This window comes from Streptomyces sp. NPDC006430, from assembly GCF_040612395.1.
Classification (GTDB): domain Bacteria; phylum Actinomycetota; class Actinomycetes; order Streptomycetales; family Streptomycetaceae; genus Streptomyces.
In genome coordinates this window covers 1-16,250 of the sequence record NZ_JBEXQA010000022.1, presented here as the reverse complement: position 1 = coordinate 16,250, position 16,250 = coordinate 1, and the positions used below count along the sequence as shown (strand labels likewise).

General features: G+C 73.1%; 15 protein-coding genes. 3 read left to right on the top strand and 12 right to left on the bottom strand.

Annotated elements, in window-relative coordinates; translation table 11 throughout:
• Positions 1–2: 2 nt before the first annotated feature.
• A complete protein-coding gene (locus tag ABZZ20_RS26090; RefSeq protein WP_356873538.1) occupies positions 3–1,271 on the top strand; it encodes a cytochrome P450 in 1,269 nt (422 codons plus the stop codon).
• A 72-nt stretch (positions 1,272–1,343) separates the two neighbouring features.
• On the opposite strand, the gene ABZZ20_RS26085 is transcribed toward ABZZ20_RS26090, so the two are convergent.
• Together ABZZ20_RS26085 and ABZZ20_RS26080 are read right to left on the bottom strand one after the other, a co-directional pair.
• Positions 1,344–1,835, bottom strand: a complete 492-nt coding sequence (locus ABZZ20_RS26085) for a DUF5949 family protein (protein WP_356873536.1) — start codon at positions 1,833–1,835, stop codon at positions 1,344–1,346.
• A gap of 57 nt (positions 1,836–1,892) precedes the next feature.
• A complete protein-coding gene (locus tag ABZZ20_RS26080; RefSeq protein WP_356873534.1) occupies positions 1,893–2,468 on the bottom strand; it encodes a hypothetical protein in 576 nt (191 codons plus the stop codon).
• A gap of 171 nt (positions 2,469–2,639) precedes the next feature.
• Between ABZZ20_RS26080 and ABZZ20_RS26075 the strand changes: the two genes are divergently transcribed.
• The gene (locus ABZZ20_RS26075; protein ID WP_356873532.1) at positions 2,640–3,068 is read left to right on the top strand and encodes a DUF6299 family protein; all 429 of its coding nucleotides are present in this window, start codon (positions 2,640–2,642) and stop codon (positions 3,066–3,068) included.
• 44 nt (positions 3,069–3,112) lie between these two features.
• Here ABZZ20_RS26075 and ABZZ20_RS26070 read toward each other — a convergent pair whose 3' ends face one another.
• The 5 genes from ABZZ20_RS26070 to ABZZ20_RS26050 form a co-directional block, all read right to left on the bottom strand.
• Positions 3,113–3,289 (bottom strand): hypothetical protein, encoded by a 177-nt coding sequence (locus ABZZ20_RS26070; protein ID WP_356873530.1) that lies wholly within the window; start codon positions 3,287–3,289, stop codon positions 3,113–3,115.
• A gap of 71 nt (positions 3,290–3,360) precedes the next feature.
• Positions 3,361–5,454: a SpoIIE family protein phosphatase gene (locus ABZZ20_RS26065; RefSeq protein ID WP_356873528.1), complete on the bottom strand. Its 2,094-nt coding sequence runs from the start codon at positions 5,452–5,454 to the stop codon at positions 3,361–3,363.
• Between the two features lie 12 nt (positions 5,455–5,466).
• A complete protein-coding gene (locus tag ABZZ20_RS26060; protein WP_356873526.1) occupies positions 5,467–5,781 on the bottom strand; it encodes a hypothetical protein in 315 nt (104 codons plus the stop codon).
• A gap of 17 nt (positions 5,782–5,798) precedes the next feature.
• On the bottom strand, positions 5,799–7,073 hold the full coding sequence (locus ABZZ20_RS26055) for an NAD(P)-binding domain-containing protein (RefSeq protein ID WP_356873524.1): 1,275 nt from the start codon (positions 7,071–7,073) through the stop codon (positions 5,799–5,801).
• 109 nt (positions 7,074–7,182) lie between these two features.
• Positions 7,183–8,574: an ATP-grasp domain-containing protein gene (locus ABZZ20_RS26050; RefSeq protein WP_356873522.1), complete on the bottom strand. Its 1,392-nt coding sequence runs from the start codon at positions 8,572–8,574 to the stop codon at positions 7,183–7,185.
• 256 nt (positions 8,575–8,830) lie between these two features.
• On the opposite strand from ABZZ20_RS26050, the gene ABZZ20_RS26045 reads away from it, so the two are divergent.
• Complete coding sequence (locus ABZZ20_RS26045; RefSeq protein WP_356873520.1) at positions 8,831–10,288, top strand: glycosyl hydrolase; 1,458 nt, start codon at positions 8,831–8,833, stop codon at positions 10,286–10,288.
• 11 nt (positions 10,289–10,299) lie between these two features.
• Here the strand turns inward: ABZZ20_RS26045 and ABZZ20_RS26040 are convergent, their stop codons facing one another.
• The 5 genes from ABZZ20_RS26040 to ABZZ20_RS26020 all read right to left on the bottom strand — a co-directional run bounded on the left by ABZZ20_RS26040 (position 10,300) and on the right by ABZZ20_RS26020 (position 15,988).
• Positions 10,300–11,442, bottom strand: a complete 1,143-nt coding sequence (locus ABZZ20_RS26040) for a GNAT family N-acetyltransferase (RefSeq protein ID WP_356873518.1) — start codon at positions 11,440–11,442, stop codon at positions 10,300–10,302.
• Positions 11,439–12,119, bottom strand: a complete 681-nt coding sequence (locus ABZZ20_RS26035; RefSeq protein ID WP_356873516.1) for a lipopolysaccharide biosynthesis protein — start codon at positions 12,117–12,119, stop codon at positions 11,439–11,441. The genes ABZZ20_RS26040 and ABZZ20_RS26035 overlap by 4 nt, the downstream gene beginning before the upstream one ends.
• A gap of 68 nt (positions 12,120–12,187) precedes the next feature.
• On the bottom strand, positions 12,188–13,489 hold the full coding sequence (locus ABZZ20_RS26030) for a glycosyltransferase (protein WP_356873689.1): 1,302 nt from the start codon (positions 13,487–13,489) through the stop codon (positions 12,188–12,190).
• Between the two features lie 5 nt (positions 13,490–13,494).
• Positions 13,495–14,196, bottom strand: a complete 702-nt coding sequence (locus ABZZ20_RS26025) for a polysaccharide deacetylase family protein (protein WP_356873687.1) — start codon at positions 14,194–14,196, stop codon at positions 13,495–13,497.
• 64 nt (positions 14,197–14,260) lie between these two features.
• The gene (locus ABZZ20_RS26020; RefSeq protein ID WP_356873514.1) at positions 14,261–15,988 is read right to left on the bottom strand and encodes a lipid II flippase MurJ; all 1,728 of its coding nucleotides are present in this window, start codon (positions 15,986–15,988) and stop codon (positions 14,261–14,263) included.
• Positions 15,989–16,250: the final 262 nt, after the last annotated feature.

The window sequence follows — 16,250 nt, the reverse complement described above, 5'->3', positions numbered from 1 at the left end:
AGATGAAGGTCCCGGAACAGCGGTACGCGGACGCGGGCTCAGCGGTGGCGGAGTACGGGGAGCTCGCCGACCCCGCGTTCTGGCAGCAGCCCCCCGCCGCCCGGCTCGCGGCTTTCGCCCGGCTGCGGGCCCTGGACTCCCCGGTGTACGTGCCCGAGGGGAAGGGCCGCGGGCACTGGGCCCTCGTACGGCACGCGGACGTGCAGGAGGCGAGCCGGCTCCCCAAGGTGTTCGCCAGCGCGCCCGGGGTGACCACCCCCGAGCCGGCCCGGTGGGTGCGGGCGCTGTTCGGCGACTCGATGGTCAACCTGGACGGTGCGGACCACGCCCAGCTACGCAAGATCGTGCAGCGGGCCTTCACCCCGCGCCTGCTGGCGGCGGCCGAGGAGGACATCCACGCGGTGGCCGCCCGGATCGTGGACGACGTGCTGGCCGAGGAGCCCGACGAGTTCGTCTCGGCGGTGGCCTCCCGGCTACCCCTGGAAGTCATCTGCAACATGATGGGCATCCCGCAACACCATCGGGCGGAGATCGCCGACCGCGTCAACCATGCCTCCGAGAACATCGGCGTCGAACGGGGTCTGGCCTCGCGCCTGCGGATGCCCGGGCGCGGGCTGCGGGCGCTGGCCAAGATGCAGCGGATGGTCGCGGGCATCGGGCGGGAGCGGCGCAAGAATCCCACCGACGACCTGATCTCTGCCCTGGTCTGTGCGAACGTGGACGGGCAGGCACTGGGCGCGCGCCAGCTCGGGGCGTTCTTCTCGCTGCTGATGGTGGCCGGCGTGGAGACGACGCGCAACGCGATCACCCACGGGCTGACCCTGCTGACCGACCACCCCCGGCAACGGGACCTGCTGCTCGCGGACTTCGAGGCCCACGCGGACGGCGCGGTGGACGAGATGATCCGGCACTCGACGCCGATCATCCAGTTCCGCCGGACGGTGGTCGCCGAACACACCTTGGGCGGGCACCTGTTCCGGCCCGGCGACAAGGTGGTGCTGTACTACGCATCCGCCAACCGCGACGAGGCGGTCTTCCCCGACCCCGACGCCTTCGACATCACCCGGTCCCCCAATCCGCACCTGGGCTTCGGTGGCGGCGGACCGCACTTCTGCCTGGGCGCCCACCTGGCCCGGGTGGAGATGAAGGCCCTGTTCCGCGAGCTGTTGACCCGGCCGGTGGGGCTGCGTGCGGTGGGGCTCCCGGACCTGGCGGGGTCGAACTTCGACAACCGGGTCCGCTCACTGCGGTTCGCCTTCGAGCGCCCGTAGGCCTCCCCCGCGCATCCCGGTACGCAAGACCGGCCACCGGGCGGGCCGGGAGCCCGGCGGCCGGCGGGGACCCTACTGCAGGCGTCGCACCGCGAGCACGCAGTGGGCGCTGCCCGTGAGGACGGCCTCGTCACCCGCGAATTCCTGCAGCGTCTTCGGATCGACCGGCCGGCCCGGGACCGCCTCGGGCCAGGCGCGCGTGGCGAACAGGAAATAGGCCTGACCGCTCTCGTTGGCCGCGGCGACCCACTCGTCCGGGGCGGTGCAGGTGGCGTTCAGGCCGGGCAGGGTCAGCGCGACCTGGTTGTGCGCGAGCACGATCTGTACCGGGAAGGCAGCCGGGTTACGGGTCCCGTCCATGACCACGTCCCCGATGGGCAGGCCGATCTCCTCCAGCAGCCCGCGGGCGGCAGCCTCGCCGGCCTCCCGGCCCTGCGGGCCGTCACCGAGGGTGTAGGCGAGGAGGTACGGGATGTCGTGGCCTTCGGAGGGGTCTCCGATCCAGGCGAGCACCGAAAGGGTGCCGAGCTTGGACCGGTCGATTTCGGCTTGAGTTGAAGTCATGCGCCGCACCCTAGTGGTCTCTCCCGGGGGCCTTTCACGGCCTTTCACTCGGGCGGGCTACACCGCCCAGAAACCCTCTCCGGTATTCGACCGAATGTTCGCGTCCTGGTACTGGAGACGCACGATGCGTGCCTTTTCCGGGATTTCGAACACCACCCAGCCCTCGACCCGCTCACCGACCGCGAGGGAATCGAAGACGAGCGGTTTGCCGGTGGTCAGTTCACCGGTCCGCACCATCGGGTGGCGCTGCCCCGCACTGTCGTACGCCCACATCCGCCCGAGAGCCCCGTACGAGGCACCGCCGACGTTGACGAACGCCATCGAGGCGGCCACCCAGCGCTTGCCCGCCGGCGGGGCGTAGTCCTTCTCCACGCTGACCGCGGGGTCGACGTAGGCGGCGAGCAGGGCTTGGAGGTGCCGGCCCACCTGGCGGCCGTGCACCCGTACGAAGTCACCCACGTGGGCATCCTTCGAGGCGGCCGGGGCCGTACCCGGGACGCCGTCGTCCACCGGGACGGCGGGCGCCGCGGCGGGGGCGAGCGCCGCCCCTTCGGGGGCGCGGGAACAAGCCGTGGCACCGAACAGCAGGAGGGGCAGGAGAGCGGCGGCGAGGGCGGAAACGGACTGGCGCATGCGCGATCCCTTCGGGGACCTTCGGAGACGTGTGTCGGCCAGTCTCACGCGCCCGAGCGGGAAATTGCACACACCGACACGAGCCTGCGGTGCGAGTTGCCCCCTCGGCTGCCAGCACAATGCGTTCCGGCGGATTATCGCCACCTGGATCCACCTGGAGGAAGAATGCGCATGTCCGGCCGCCGAACGACACTGACAGCCCTTTCCGCACTGGCCGCTACCACGGTATTCACCGTCCCGGCCGGGGCCACCGTTTTCGAGCAAGCCGTTTTCGTACACCAGGACGCCCACATCGACCAGGACGGCGCTATCACCCTTTCCGGCTCCTACTACTGTGAGCAGGCGTCACCCATGGGGGCGATGCAGATCAAGGCGACCGTCATCCAGGAGGGCGCCGGCCGCCTCACCGTGGGAACCGGCGACCTGCTCTGCGACGGCGCCGAGCACATCTGGAAGGTCCACACGCCGCAGTTCGGCGCCGGGGTGCACCGGGGTCACGCGACGGCCACCGCGGACCTCCAGGAGATCCGCCTCCAGGGACTGATGCCGAAGTCGGTCGACACGGTCGCCCAGGACACCCAGAAGATCGTGATCCGCTAGCCGGCACGATCCGGCGGGCGGCCCCGCCCGCCGGATGGCAGCGACTACCGGCAGGCGGGCACCACGCCGGTCATCGACATGAACGCGACCGCCGGGCAGCCGGGATCGGCGTGCGAGTGCCCCGTCGCCCGGTCCACGGCCGCCGGCACCCCGACGGCCAGCAGGAGCGCCAGGACGCCCGTCGCGGCCCCCTTGCCCAGGCGCCCGCTCAGCCGGCGCACAGTGAGTTCCGTTCCATGGACCGCATCATCACTCCACTCCCCGCCTCCCACCACTCGACGTGAGCGTCCGGTCACCATGCGCTCCGGGGGCTGCGCGCGGCGTCGAACTCGCACCACACAGCCTTGCCGTCACCGCGGGACTCGACGCCCCAGTGCGAGGCCAGCGCGTCCACCAACAGCAGCCCCCGCCCGGTGGTCGCGGCCTCTCCCGGGGTGCGCCGGCGCGGCCAGACACTGGAGCGGTCCTTCACCCACAGCCGGATCCGCCGCACCGGCTCCGGCAGCACCTCCATGGTCAGCACCGCCCCGCCGTCCGTGTGCAGCAGGGCGTTGACCAGCAGTTCCCCGGCGGCCAGTTCCACGTCGTCCGCGAGTTCCGGCATGCCCCAGTCGCGCAGGGCCTGACGCAGGGCGTAACGGGCCTCCGAGAGGCCTTCCGGGTCCGCCTGGTGGATGTACTGGTGGATCCGCGGAGCCCGGTGGGTGCCCGGGTCCGGGGCCCGGCGCAGCACCAGCAGGGCCACGTCGTCGCCGGAGCCCCAGCGCTCCCAGAGCCGGTCCGAGAGGTGGTCGGCGAGCGCCCCGGCCTCCTGCGGGCCGCTGCGCACGGCGTGGGCGAGGGCGTCCATGCCCTGGGTGATGGCCGTCCCGGGCTCTTCCACCAGGCCGTCCGTGCACAGCACCAGCGTCTCCCCGGGAACCAGGTCGAGCCTGGTCTCGGGGAAGTCCTCCTGCTCGAAGACCGAAGCCAGCCCGAGCGGCAGTCCGCCGCGAACCTTGGGCCAGCCCGTACGCCCGTCCGTGTGTCGGATGAGCGGGCCGAGATGTCCTGCGCGGACCGCCCGTACGCCTCCGGTCTCCAGGTCCACCTGGGCGTACATGCACGTGGCGAAGCGTTCGGTGTCGAGCTCGGCCAGGAACCGTGAGGCCCGGGCCAGCACGGTGGACGGCGGATGGCCCTCTCCCGCGTACGCCCGCAGCGCGATGCGCAGCTGGCCCATGATCGCCGCGGCGTGCGTGTCATGGCCCTGGACGTCGCCCACGACGATGCCGACCCGGTCGCGGGGCAGAGCGATCACGTCGTACCAGTCCCCGCCGACCTCGCGACCGCTCCACGCGGAGTGGTAGCGCACCGCGATCTCCCCGCCGGAGATCTCCGGAATGCGGCGCGGGAGCATCGAGGCCTGGAGGCCCGTGGCGAACTCGCGCTCCTGATCGAAGAGGAGCGCCCGTTGGAGGGACTGCGCCACGATGCCGGCCAGGCCCAGGCACAGGTTGCGCTCCTCCGGGCTGAACTCGCTGCGGCGCCGGTAGAACAGCACGAGGCCGCCGATGGCCTGGGCCTGCGCGATCAGCGGCAGGTAGGCGGCCGCGTCGAACCGGATCCGGTTCAGGTACTCCGCGAGCAGCGGAAACTCGTTGGCCAGTTCGGTGAGGGAGGTGGCGAAACGCGCCTTGCGCGTGACCACCGCCTGTGAGAGGGGCAGCGAGCTGTCCAGCCGGGTGAACTGGCGCTCGTTGAGGATCTCCAGTGACTCCCCGCTCAACGCAATGATCTTGACGGCGCCGTTCTCAACCAGCCCCAGGGCCAGGCCGTCCGCGCCCAGCCGCTCCAGGGCTCCCGGGCCGGTCAGCGTGGCGGTGACATCGTCTACCGTCACCGCCCGCGACAGTGCCTCGGTGGTGCGCTGCACGATCGTGGCCTGCTGGGCGCGCGCCGACTCCAGCTTCCGCAGCACGGTGGCGTGGGCGAGTTCGGCCGTCGCGTTCCGTACGATCCCGACGATCCGCCGGGGCTGCCCGTCGGGGTCCCGCAGGATCCGGCCCTGGGCGTGCGTCCACTGGTCGACGCCGTCGCGCCGCTGGACCGTGAAGTACGACCCGCAGGTCTCCCCGCCGCTGTCCAGCGCGTTCTGTACGGAATCCGCCAGCAGCACGCCGTCCTTGGGTAGGATCCGCAGCCCCAGTCCCTCCGGGGTGCGGTCGAACTCCTCCGGCTCCAGGTCGAAAACCGCGAGCCCGGCCTCGTCCAGCTCGAACGTGCCGGAGCCCAGCTCCCACTCGAAGCTGCCCATGCCGTTCAGGGCGAGCCGCTCCCCGGGACCGGTGCCGGCACCGGGGTCCTGGTGGCCCTGCTCGGATCTGTTGCGCTCCGCCGCTGCCAAGCGACACACCACCTAACGGCCGGGCCAGCACGGCTGGGAGATCAGCCGCTCCCATTCCTCGTCAGGATGCCCCGGAAGGGTGCGCCCGGCCTCCCTCCAGCGCTTGACGAGGGAGAGATAGATCATCGACTGGTCGGGGGTCACGGACTCGGGAGGGGCGTACGCACGAGAGGCGTACGGAGGAGGGGCGTACGCAGGAGCGTCGGGCGCGGGAGCGTCGGGCGCGGGAGCGTCGGGCGCGGCGGCCCTGGCCGTGGCGGGCTGCTCCGCCCGGCTGGCGGGAATGCGTACCCAGCCACGGCCCTGTGCTCGCTGCTCCGCACTCATCGCGGACCCCTCTCACCTCACCGCAGAGACGTCTTCGGATGTCCGGCACCGGCCCGGGCGGGCCGGACGGCACCGGTCGAGCCCGGCAGCAGACCCCGGGCGCCGAGGCGCTTTTGGACTCCTCTGACCAGTCTCCCCGCCGTGAACCCCGCACCGTGTACGAATCGCATGGAAGGGCCGAATGAGGGAGCCGTCAGCAGCCCCGCGAAGAACAGCCCGGGCCAGGAGGACTCGAATCCGGGGCTCAGCTCCGGCGCGCCGCTGTGCCCGACGGTGTCCAGGGCCGCGCGCAGCCGGGCGTCCAGCAGATCGAGCCGCCCCAGCTGCGGGGCGAACCCGGTGGCCGCGATGACGTGCGCGACGTCCAGGACAACGGACTCCCCGCCCGCCGTGGTCAGCCCGAGCCGGGTCCGCGCGCCGTCCGGCACGGCCTGGTGCAGCCGGTGCTCCAGCAGGACCGGGACGTTCCGCTCGAAGCGGTCCCGTAGCCACCAGGCCCCGGCGGGACCCAGCGCGGTGGCCGCGATCCGCTCCCGGGTCGGTGCGGGCAGCCTGTGGACGGCCCAGGGCAGCTCCGACCACACCCAGCTGCGCCAGCCGGTGCCGAGGCCGCTGTGCGGGTCGCGCAGGGCACGCAGGAACGGGCGCTCCAGGGGCTGGGGCACGGTGTTCCAGTTCAGCCGCGACCGCCGGGCCACCAGACACGGCCGGGCCCCGTTCTCGGCGAGCAGGGCGGCGATCTCCAGGGCTGCCTGCCCGGCCCCGATCACGGCGACCTCGCGGCCGGCGAAGCGTGCCAGGTCACGGTGGTCGCTGCTGTGCGAGCAGTGCCCGGGCGGCAGGTCGCGCAGGGCCTCGGGATGGTGGACGAAGGGCATCACCCCGACGGCGAGCGCGACCGTCCGGGCGAGCAGCGGCGGCCCCTCGGCGGTGCGGACCAGGAAGCCGTCGCCCTGCGGGGTGACCTCGGTGACGGTCACCTCCTCCACCTCGGGCACGGCGTGCCGGGCGAACCACATGCCGTACGAGCTGAAGGTGTCGATCGGGAGCGGGTGGCTGTGCTCGGCCGTCAGTCCGCGGGTGGCGCAGTACGCGGCGAGGGTGTGCTGGCCGTCGGGCGCGGACAGGTTGGAGGACCAGGGCTCCGATTTCAGGTACATGCCCTCGGGCATGTGGTCCCGCCACGAGGCCATGGGCCGCCCCAGCACCCGTACGCCGAGCCCGGCCGCGACCGCATGCGCGGCGATCGACAGCCCGTACGGCCCGGCGCCGACCACGACGAGATCGTCCATCCGCGTCACCGCTGTCCCTCCAGTCTCATGGACCCACCACCTGTGCCCCGGCCTCCAGCAGTACGCAGCAGATCCCGCGGGGCGGCGGACCCCTGCGGGTGACGGGGGGTCACCGGGTCACCAGCTCGTCCGGTTCGGCAGGCGCCGACGGGGTCATGTCCCGTGCGCGCTGGCGAGGGGCGCGTACCACCGCACGCGCCGTGCGCCGTCCGTGCGCCGGTACGCCGCGCAGGGCGCGCACGCCCTTCCCCGCACCCCGGCCCAGGAACGCGGCGAGCATCGCCAGGAACGGCACGAGGTCGTCGGCGGCGAACCAGGCCGCCTCCACCCTCCCCCGCTCCTCCCTCGGCGCCGCCCGTACCGGTCCGGACCTACCGCCTCCGGTACGGTCCCGCCTGGCCGAGCCGGCAGTGGGCTCCGGGACCGAAACGCGCTCCGCCCGCCGGTCGGTCGATCCCGCGGGGCCCGGGACGCGGCCCTGAGGCCGCCCCGTCGGGGTGGCCGCCGCGGGCGGGCGGCTCGGGGCCCGCCCGGGGAGCCGGCGGCTTCGGGCCGCCGCCAGGAGGGCGTAGTTCTCCACCACGAACACCCGGCCCGGGCCGCCCGAGGGCTCCGGGACCCGTTGCCCCGTCAGGTCCAGGTACATCGCCTGAATCACATCCAGTCCGGCGGCGTCGGTGAACAGCCGGAACTGCGCGCCGGGCCGGGGGTTGAAGTCCACCAGCCGGAAGCACCCGTTCTCGTCGCGGCGGAAGTCCAGGTCGAGGATGCCCTGGTAGCCCAGTCGTTCGGCGAGGTGCAGTCCCGCCTCCTCCACCGCCGGATCCGGCAGCCAGCGCCCGACAGCCGTGAGCCCCGTCCGTACCGGCCACGACAGCTCCTTGCGGCCCGAGCCCACGAGCAGCGGACGTCCGTCCCGGGCGAAGGCTCCGTGGAAGAACCAGTCCGTGTCCTTCCCGGCCGGCAGGAACCGCTGCAACAGCAGCCGGCTCCCGGCTTCCGCGGAGCGCTCGTAGAGCCGGTGCGTCTCGGCGGCCGTGTGCACGAGCGTGGTGCTGCGCAGTTCGCCGCCCGCGGGAAGCAGCCAGGGCCGGCTCCATTTGGCGACCACCGGCAGACCCAGGCGCCACGCGGCCTCCGCTGCCTCGGCCCCGTTCGCCGGGATCACGGTCTCCGGGTGCGGGATGCCCCAGCGCGCGCACAGCCCGGACAGTTCGGCCTTGTCCGCCACCCGGGAGGGCAGTCCGTCGGGCTGGTGAGGGATGCGGAACCGCCCGTCGAGCATCGGCGCGATCCGGGCCACCGCGATCGCGCTCAGGTCGTCCATCGTGACGAGCACCGCCGGCCGGCCGATCCGCTCCGACACCCCGACGAGGCACTCCAGCAGCGTTTCCGGAGCCTCGGGGTCCAGACCCCCGGACGGCCCGGTGTGCACGGCGTGCAGGTAGCGCGAACGCCTTATGGGACCTCCCCCGGCCTCGACGACGGCATGGACCTCCACGCCCCTGCGCCCAAGGGATCTGACGGCGCCGAGGGTTCCGTGGTGGAACGGATTCCGATCAAGTCTGAGCACAACAGCGGGCACATGGCTGGCGAACGCGTGCATGGGAACGATGTCTTTCACCTAGTCGGACCAAGCGGGGTGAATACGCAACTGCGAATGGCCTACAGAGGCTGTCTCCGGGCAGGCCGTTCATCGGATGTGATGCCTAACGTCATGGACAAGCACACCGGTTCAGGAAAGCTGGGGAGATGCCATGTCCAGACCACGTCGCCGAGTGGCGAGCACCTGCATCGGCACCGTCGCGGCCGGTCTGCTCGCCACCGGAGCCGCCCTCGCAGCACCCGAGGACGACTCGCCCAAGAGTTCTGACATCGCCATGGGTGCCTATCTCGACTACGGTCCGCCCGGTGTCGCCCGGATCCCGTTCCTGTCGAACTGGCTCGGCGGCAAGGAGATTCGGGTCGGGCACACCTATCTCCCCGGCGACCAGTGGGCCGGCATCGAGGGCAACGTCAGCTTCCTTGACGACTGGGCCAAGTGGCGCCGGGGTGGGGCGAACCGGATGTTCGTCCTCAACGTGCCCATGCAGGAGCGCAACGAGGGCCGCGTCCCCGACCGCGAGGTGGCCCAGCTGATCAGGGCCGGCGCTGCGGGCGACTTCGACCAGCACTTCAAGAAACTCGCGCAGCGGCTGGTGGGACTGGGCGTCCCGGACACCGTGATCGTGCTCGGCTGGGAGATGAACGGCGTCACGTACACCCACCGCTGCGGGCCGGACCCGGAGAACTGGAAGGCGTACTGGAAGCGCGCCGTCAACGCGATGCGCTCCGTGCCGGGCCAACGGTTCAAGTTCGATTTCGCGCCCAACCGCGGTACCGACGCGATCGGTTGGACCAAGTGTTACCCGGGCGACGACGTCGTCGACATCATCGGCATGGATTCGTACGACCAGGCTCCCGGACGGACCTTCGACGACCAGATCACCCAGCCGTACGGGCTCCAGGAACAAGTCGACTTCGCGAGAGCACACGGAAAGCAGATCTCGTACCCGGAGTGGGGACTGTTCCGGCGCGGGGACAATCCCGAGTACGTACGACGCATGCTGAAGTGGATCGAGCAGCACAGGCCGCTCTACCACACCATCACCGACTACTGCCCGCACGGCGTGTGGCAGTGCAAGCAGAACCCGCAGTCCGCGAAGGCCTTCCGCGCGGCGCTCACGCCCGAGCGGCCGGGACCGGTGATCCCGACGCCCGTGCTGCCGACGCCCGTGATCCCGACCCCGGTCGTCCCGACGCCCGTGATCCCGACCCCGGTCGTCCCGAAGCCGCAGACCCCGAAGCCGCAGACCCCGAAGCCCGAGGTCTCCGTGCCCGCACCCGTGCCCTCCCAGGCGGTGCCGGCGCCGGCGGTCTCGGTGAGCCCGAGCTCGCAGGTCCCGGTCCCGGTCCCGGTCCCGAAGCCGCAGGCCCCGAGCCCGGTGCCGAGCCTGATCGTGCCGAAGCCCGAGCCGCCCGAGCCGCCCCAGCTGCCCGAGCCGCCCCAGCCGCCCGAGCCGCCCCAGCCGCCCCAGCTGCCCGAGCCGCCCACGAACAGCAGGCAGTGGTGCGTGCCGATGAACTTCGGCGAGTGGCTCTCCAAGCTGGTCGGCAAGCAGGCCTTCTGCATCACGATGGACTGGGGCAAGGACTCCGACTTCTGGCCCTGGTAGACCCGTCCCCGTCACCGGACGCGCAGTTCGTTGAGCCGGGCGCGCCAGCCCCTGGCGGCCGGCAGGGACTCGCGCAGCGCGCCCACCGCCCGCTCGCGCCCCGCCACCTGTGATGCGTGCAGGTGGAGCAGGGGCGCGAGCGCCGTCCTCGCCATCATGAGGCGCCGGTTGACGACCGTCTCGGGCCGCCAGTGGTTCTTGTACGGCTCGTTGCCGCGCAGGAAGCTCACCACCGGGCGGCCCTCCGCCAGGGCGCGGCCCGCCTCGTAGCGGAGCAGCAGCGTCGCCACGTCCACCTTCCGCGCCCGCAGGTCCGGGTCGGCGCCGTACAGGTAGCCGCCGCTCAGCGCACCGGACAGCAGCGTGACGTTGGCCGCCACCACCTTCCCGTCCAGCCGGAACTCGGTCAGCCGGCCCTCGCCGACCCGCACCATCCGCCGGGTGGCACGGGTCAGGTGCTCGGCGAAGCGGGGCTTGAGGTGCTCCGGCGTCACCCCGCGCCCGCGCCACTGCTTCTCGTGGAGCCGCAGCAGCGTGCGTACGGCATCGGGCACTTCGTGCTCGGTGACCTCGTGCTCCTCGATCCCTGCGGCATCGGTCTTGCGCAGTTTGGCCCGCACCCGCTGGGCTCCGGAGGCCGGCATCCGTTTGACCAGCTCGTCGAACGGCAGCGCGGGCAGCTCCATGCAGGTGGAGTCGGTGAGCTTGCTGCGCACCCCCGGCCACTCCTCGTACAGCACCTCGGCAGCCGCTCCGGGCCGCACCTCGCGCAGGTCGACGACCGCGCTGCGGGCGGCCCGGTGCAGGCCGCGGGCCAGCGCCGGGACGACCCGGTCAACGTACTCGGCGGCCACCAGGACGTCGAAGTGGTCGGTGATGCCGCCACCGAGGGGCACCAGGAGCGGCAGCGGCCGGTGGACCAGCATCAGCGCTGCCACGCCGACGAGCTCCTCACCGCGCCGCACCAGTACGAGGCGCAGCCTCCCCTCCCGACCGTAGGAGAGCCACCAGGAATGCAGCCAGGCGTGGCTCTGGAAGGGCGTCGCGGTGGGGCAGGCCCGGAAGAGCCGGTTCCACGGCTCTTCCAACGCGGCGAACTGCCGGGGATCGCGGCACAGCGTCACCGACAGGGCCCCGGTGGAGCCCGTAGTCATCGCACGGACTCCTTCTCCTTGGTGTCGGTGTGCTCACCCTGGGCGGGCAGGGAGGCGTACTCCTCGACGACGGGCTGCTCCTCGAATCGCCGGCCGCGGCCGGGCCGGGCGAGCAGCCACAGCCCGCCCAACAACCCACCGGCACACAGCCCGACGGCCCCGCTGATGGTGGCCGACGGCGAGGCGGGCTCGGTCGGGGCGACGGCCTGGTTGAAGAGCAGCAGTTGGACGCCGGTGTTCTTGGCGGCCTGATTGCTGCTCAGCGACAACGCGTCGGCCACGGCGTTGGCGATGGCCGCGGCCTCGGCGGGGCGCTTGGACGTGCCGGTGATCGCGATCATCGGGGACTCGGGGGAGGTCTCGGCGCGCACCCGGGTACGGAGCTGGCGGGCGCTGATCCCCGCGCGCGGCTGGGCGTACGCGAGGGTGGAGCTGCTGGTGGCGATGCGCGCGTACGCCTGCGCGAAGCCGAGTGCGGTGGCCGGCTCGGTGGTTTCGTCTGGGACGGCTACGACGTAGCTGGTGGCCGCGTACTCGGGCGTCTTGAGCACCCCGTACGCCCCGCCCGCGGCCAGCCCGAGCAGGGCGCCGGCGGGCAGCAGCCACCATGCGGGCGGCAGCAGCCGGCCCTTGCGACGACTGCGGTCGGTCTTCTTCTGATCAGTGGTGTCGGCCATGTGCGTGCTCACTTCCTGGGTGAAAGGGTTACCTTCGGGCCCGGACCGGGCCCGTACTGACGTACAGATCAGCCGCTCTTCCCGCCCGCGCGCCCGGGTCCGGGCCGGGCGGGATCGGCAGCCTGCACCGCCCCCGGCGCTCCGACGCCCCCGCGGCTGCCGGGCCCGGACACTGCCCCGGCCGCCGGCATCCCGCTCCCACCGACGACCGCCGACCCGTCCGGAGCGGCCTCCGGGGCGGTGTCCGGGGGGTTCCGGGACAGGGCGAGGCGGTACACGCCCAGCAGTTGGTCGGCGCTGCGCGCGATGTCGTAGCGGCGGACCACCGGTGGTGGTGGCAACCGACGCGCTCCGGCCTCCATGTGTCCGCGCAGGGCCGCGATCAACTCCTCCGTTCCGGTTCCGATCCGCCGGGCCCCCGGCGCCTGCGCCGCCGGCAGGTCGTCGATCGCCGGACAGGTGACGTGCAGGACGGGCAGCCCCGCGGCCAGGGCCTCTACCACGGCCAGCCCGAACGCCTCCTCGCGCGACGGCGACACGAAGACGTCCATCGCGGCCAGCAGCGCCGGAATCCCGGGCGTCCCCCCGTCCGTGCCGTCGCCCAACGGGTCCCGTTCGCCCAGCAGGTGGATCCGGCTCTGCGCGCCCAGCTCCACGGCCAGCCGCCGCAGCACCGGCCGTTCCGGTCCGTCCCCGGCCAGCAGCAGGTGCGCACCCGGTAGCGCCGCCACCGCCCGGACCAGCGAGTCGAACCGCTTGCCCGGAACCAGCCGCCCGACCCCGCCGATGACGAACGCCCGCTCCGGTAGCCCGGTCCGGGCCCGGGTGGCCCTGCGCACCCCCTCGTCGAAACGGAAGCGCGCGGCCTCGATCCCGTTCGGTACGACGTGCACGCGGGCGGCCGGCACCCCCCAGCCCTCCAGCCGCTCCGCCACGGTGTCCGACACCGCCACGGTCGCCGCGCCCAGCCGTTCACTGGCCAGGTACAGGGCCCGTACCCCGCGGGTCAGCGGGCGGCCCTCGATCTCGTCCTCGCCGAGGGAGTGCTCGGTGGCCACGGTCGCCCCGACCCCGGCGAGGCGGGCCGCGAGCCGCCCGTACACGCAGGCCCGGTACAGGTGCGTGTGCACGAGGTCGTACTTCCCGCGTCGGATGAACCGCACCAGCTTCGGCAGCGCACCCAGGTCCCGGTTGCCCTGCATCCCCAGGTGCACCACCCGGACCCCGTCGGCCCGCAGCCCCTCGGCCACCGGCCCCGGGTTGCTCAGCGTCAGCACGTCGCAGTGCATCGGCATGTGCCGTAGCAGCAGCCTCAGTTGCTGCTCGGCCCCGCCTACGCCGAGTCCCGTGATGATGTGCAGCGCCCGCACGGCCTTCACCGGCGCACCGCCCGCCGCAGCTCATGCACCCGGTGCCGCAGCTGCTTGATCCGCAGCCGCCCGGCCCCGTCCGCCTGGCTGATGTGCGTACGCGGCAGGGCGTGCGGGCCCGCGAGGCGTCCGGGGTCGATGGCGCAGGCGTACCCGTACTCGGCGGCCCGCGTCGCGGCGACGACCCGCTCGTCGAGGTGCCCGTACGGGTAGCAGAACCCCTCGGGCAGGGTGCCGGTCAGTTCCCGGATCAGCTCCCGGCTGCCCCGCAGTTCCTGCTGGAGGACGTCGTCGGCCGCCGCGGTGAGGTCCTGGTGCAACAGCCCGTGCGAACCGATCTCCTGGCCGGCGGCGGCGACTTCGCGGATGCCCTCGGCGGTGAGCAGCGACTTGCGCGGGCCCAGCGGGTCCCACACGTTGTCCACGCCGAGCCGCCCGGGCAGCACGAACAGGGTGGAGGTGCAGTCGTAGCGGCGCAGCAGCGGCAGCGCCCGGGTCAGGTAGTCCGTGTAGCCGTCGTCGAAGGTGAGCCCGACCAGCCCGGCGCCGCGCCCGGCCGCGCGGGCCCGCAGCAGCTCGCCGACGGACACCCCCCGCAGGCCCCGGGAGCGCAGCCACAGCAGCTGGGCCTCCAGGGTGGCCGGGGTGACGGTGATGCCGTACGGGTCCTCGGCCGGGTCGGTGAACTCGGCGACCGAGTGGTACATCAGGACCCACGGCGAGGCGGTCCGGCGGGCGGGGGACGTGGCGGCGGCCGGCGCCTTGCGGATGTCAGCGGACATGACGGAACCTTTGGGTCAGCTGGGCGATCTGGGCGGGCACAGCGGTGATTTCGAGGGCCCGTATGGCCATGCCGGTGGCACCGAACATGGCGGGGACGAGCAGGCAGCCGAGGGCGGCGCTGAGCAGCGGGTCGGGGATCATCGGCCCCGCGATCCAGCCGGTGCCGCAGGCGGCGACGGCGGCGACGGCGAGCCGGCCGATGCTGAGCGCGACCCGGCGGACCTGGATGGCGACGATCCGCGAACCGAGTCCGGTGAGCAGCAGGGCGGCGGTGGTGGAGATGCCGGCCGCGTTGGCGGCGGCGATGCCGTAGGTGCCCCACCAGCGGACGGCGAAGGCTCCGGCCACGATGTTGACGAGGAGCCCGGCACCCATCGCGAGCGCCGGGAACCAGGTGGGCCGGGCGGTCGAGAAGAAGGGCCGGGACAGCGCCCCGACGAGGCAGTGGCCGAGGAGTCCGAGGCCGTAGATCCGCATGACGGAGGCGGTGGCCAGCGTGTCCTGGTGGGTGAACGCGCCGCGTTCGAAGAGGACTTCGATGATCTGGGGTGCGTACCCGATGACCAGGGCGCTGCCCATGAGGACGGCGAGGGAGGCCAGCGCGAGGTCGCGCTCGACGCGCCGCCGGGCCTTCTCCCGCTCCCCGCCGGCCATGGCCTGGGCGACGACGGGGAAGGTGACGGTGCAGATCATCAGGGACAGCACCATCGGCATCTGCGCGACCTTCTGCGCGTAGTTCAGGTGCGAAATGGCGCCGGGCGGCAGCGACGCGGCGAGGAACCTCTCGACCAGGACCTGCGACTGCCGGAACACCGCGAAGAAGATCACCGGGGCGATGAGTCCGAACGCGATCAGGGTGGGTCGGTCCCGGTCGCGCTGGCTGCGCGGGGCGCCCTTGGCCCGGGACGGCCCGAAGCCCACGTCCCGGATGAACGCGGGCAGTTGGACGAGGACCATCAGCATCCCGCCGACGGCGACCCCGGCGGCGGCGGCCCGTACCCCCCACAGGGCGTGCAGGGCGACCATCGTCCCGATGATCCCGACGTTGTACGAGACGTAGATCGCGGCCGGGGACAGGAAGGACCGGTGTGCCCGCAGCGCGGCACTGAAGTACCCGGCGATCCCGAAGGACAGCACGGTCAGCGCGGTCAGCCGGGTGCACTCGACGGCCAGCGCCGGGTCCGGCAGTCCGGGCGCGAGCACCGCGACGACCAGCGGCGCGGCGACCATCAGCAGGGAGGCGACGGCGGCCAGGAACACGGCCAGCCGTGGCAGGGTCGCCCCCACGAGCAGCCGTACGGGGTCCTGCCTGCGGGCCTCCCTGCGGGTGAGCCCGGCCCGGATGGCCGCCCGCCGGGCCAGGGCTTGACTGAAGGCGGGCACCATCAGCAGGGCCATGGCGTCCTCGATCAGCAGGGTCGAGGCCATCTCGGGCACGGTCCAGGCGATCAGGAAGGCGTCGCTGTCGTGCCCGGCCCCGAAGAGGTGCGCGATGGTCTGGTCCCGGACCAGCCCGAACACCGCCCCGGCGGCGGTCAGCCCGGCCGTGACGGCGGCGGCCTTGGCCAGGAACCGCCCCAGTGGTGCGGGGCCGCTGCTGCCCGGGCCGCTCGGACCGCCCCGGCCGCCGGACCCCCGGGGGCCGGTGCCCAGGGCGTCCCGTCCGGGTCCCGGTGCGTCGGGCAGCCCGCCGCGCGTGGCCGCCCGGGCCGCCACGCGGACGCCGCGCTCCGCAGGGGCGCCGGCCCCGCCCGGATACCCGTGCGGGGCTGCGGAACCGACTGCGGCGGGCGACGCCGGGGCGCCCGCACCCGGTACCGCCCGTCCGGCTCCGGAGCCGGACGGGAACGGTGTGCCCGTTCCGGCCGGGGGCCGGGGTCCGGCGGGTCCGTGTTGGGCGGCGGGGGCCGACGTGGCGGGCGGGCCCGGGACGCGGGCGGGGGCCCCCCCCGGCGGGGGGGCCGGGGGGGGGCGCCCC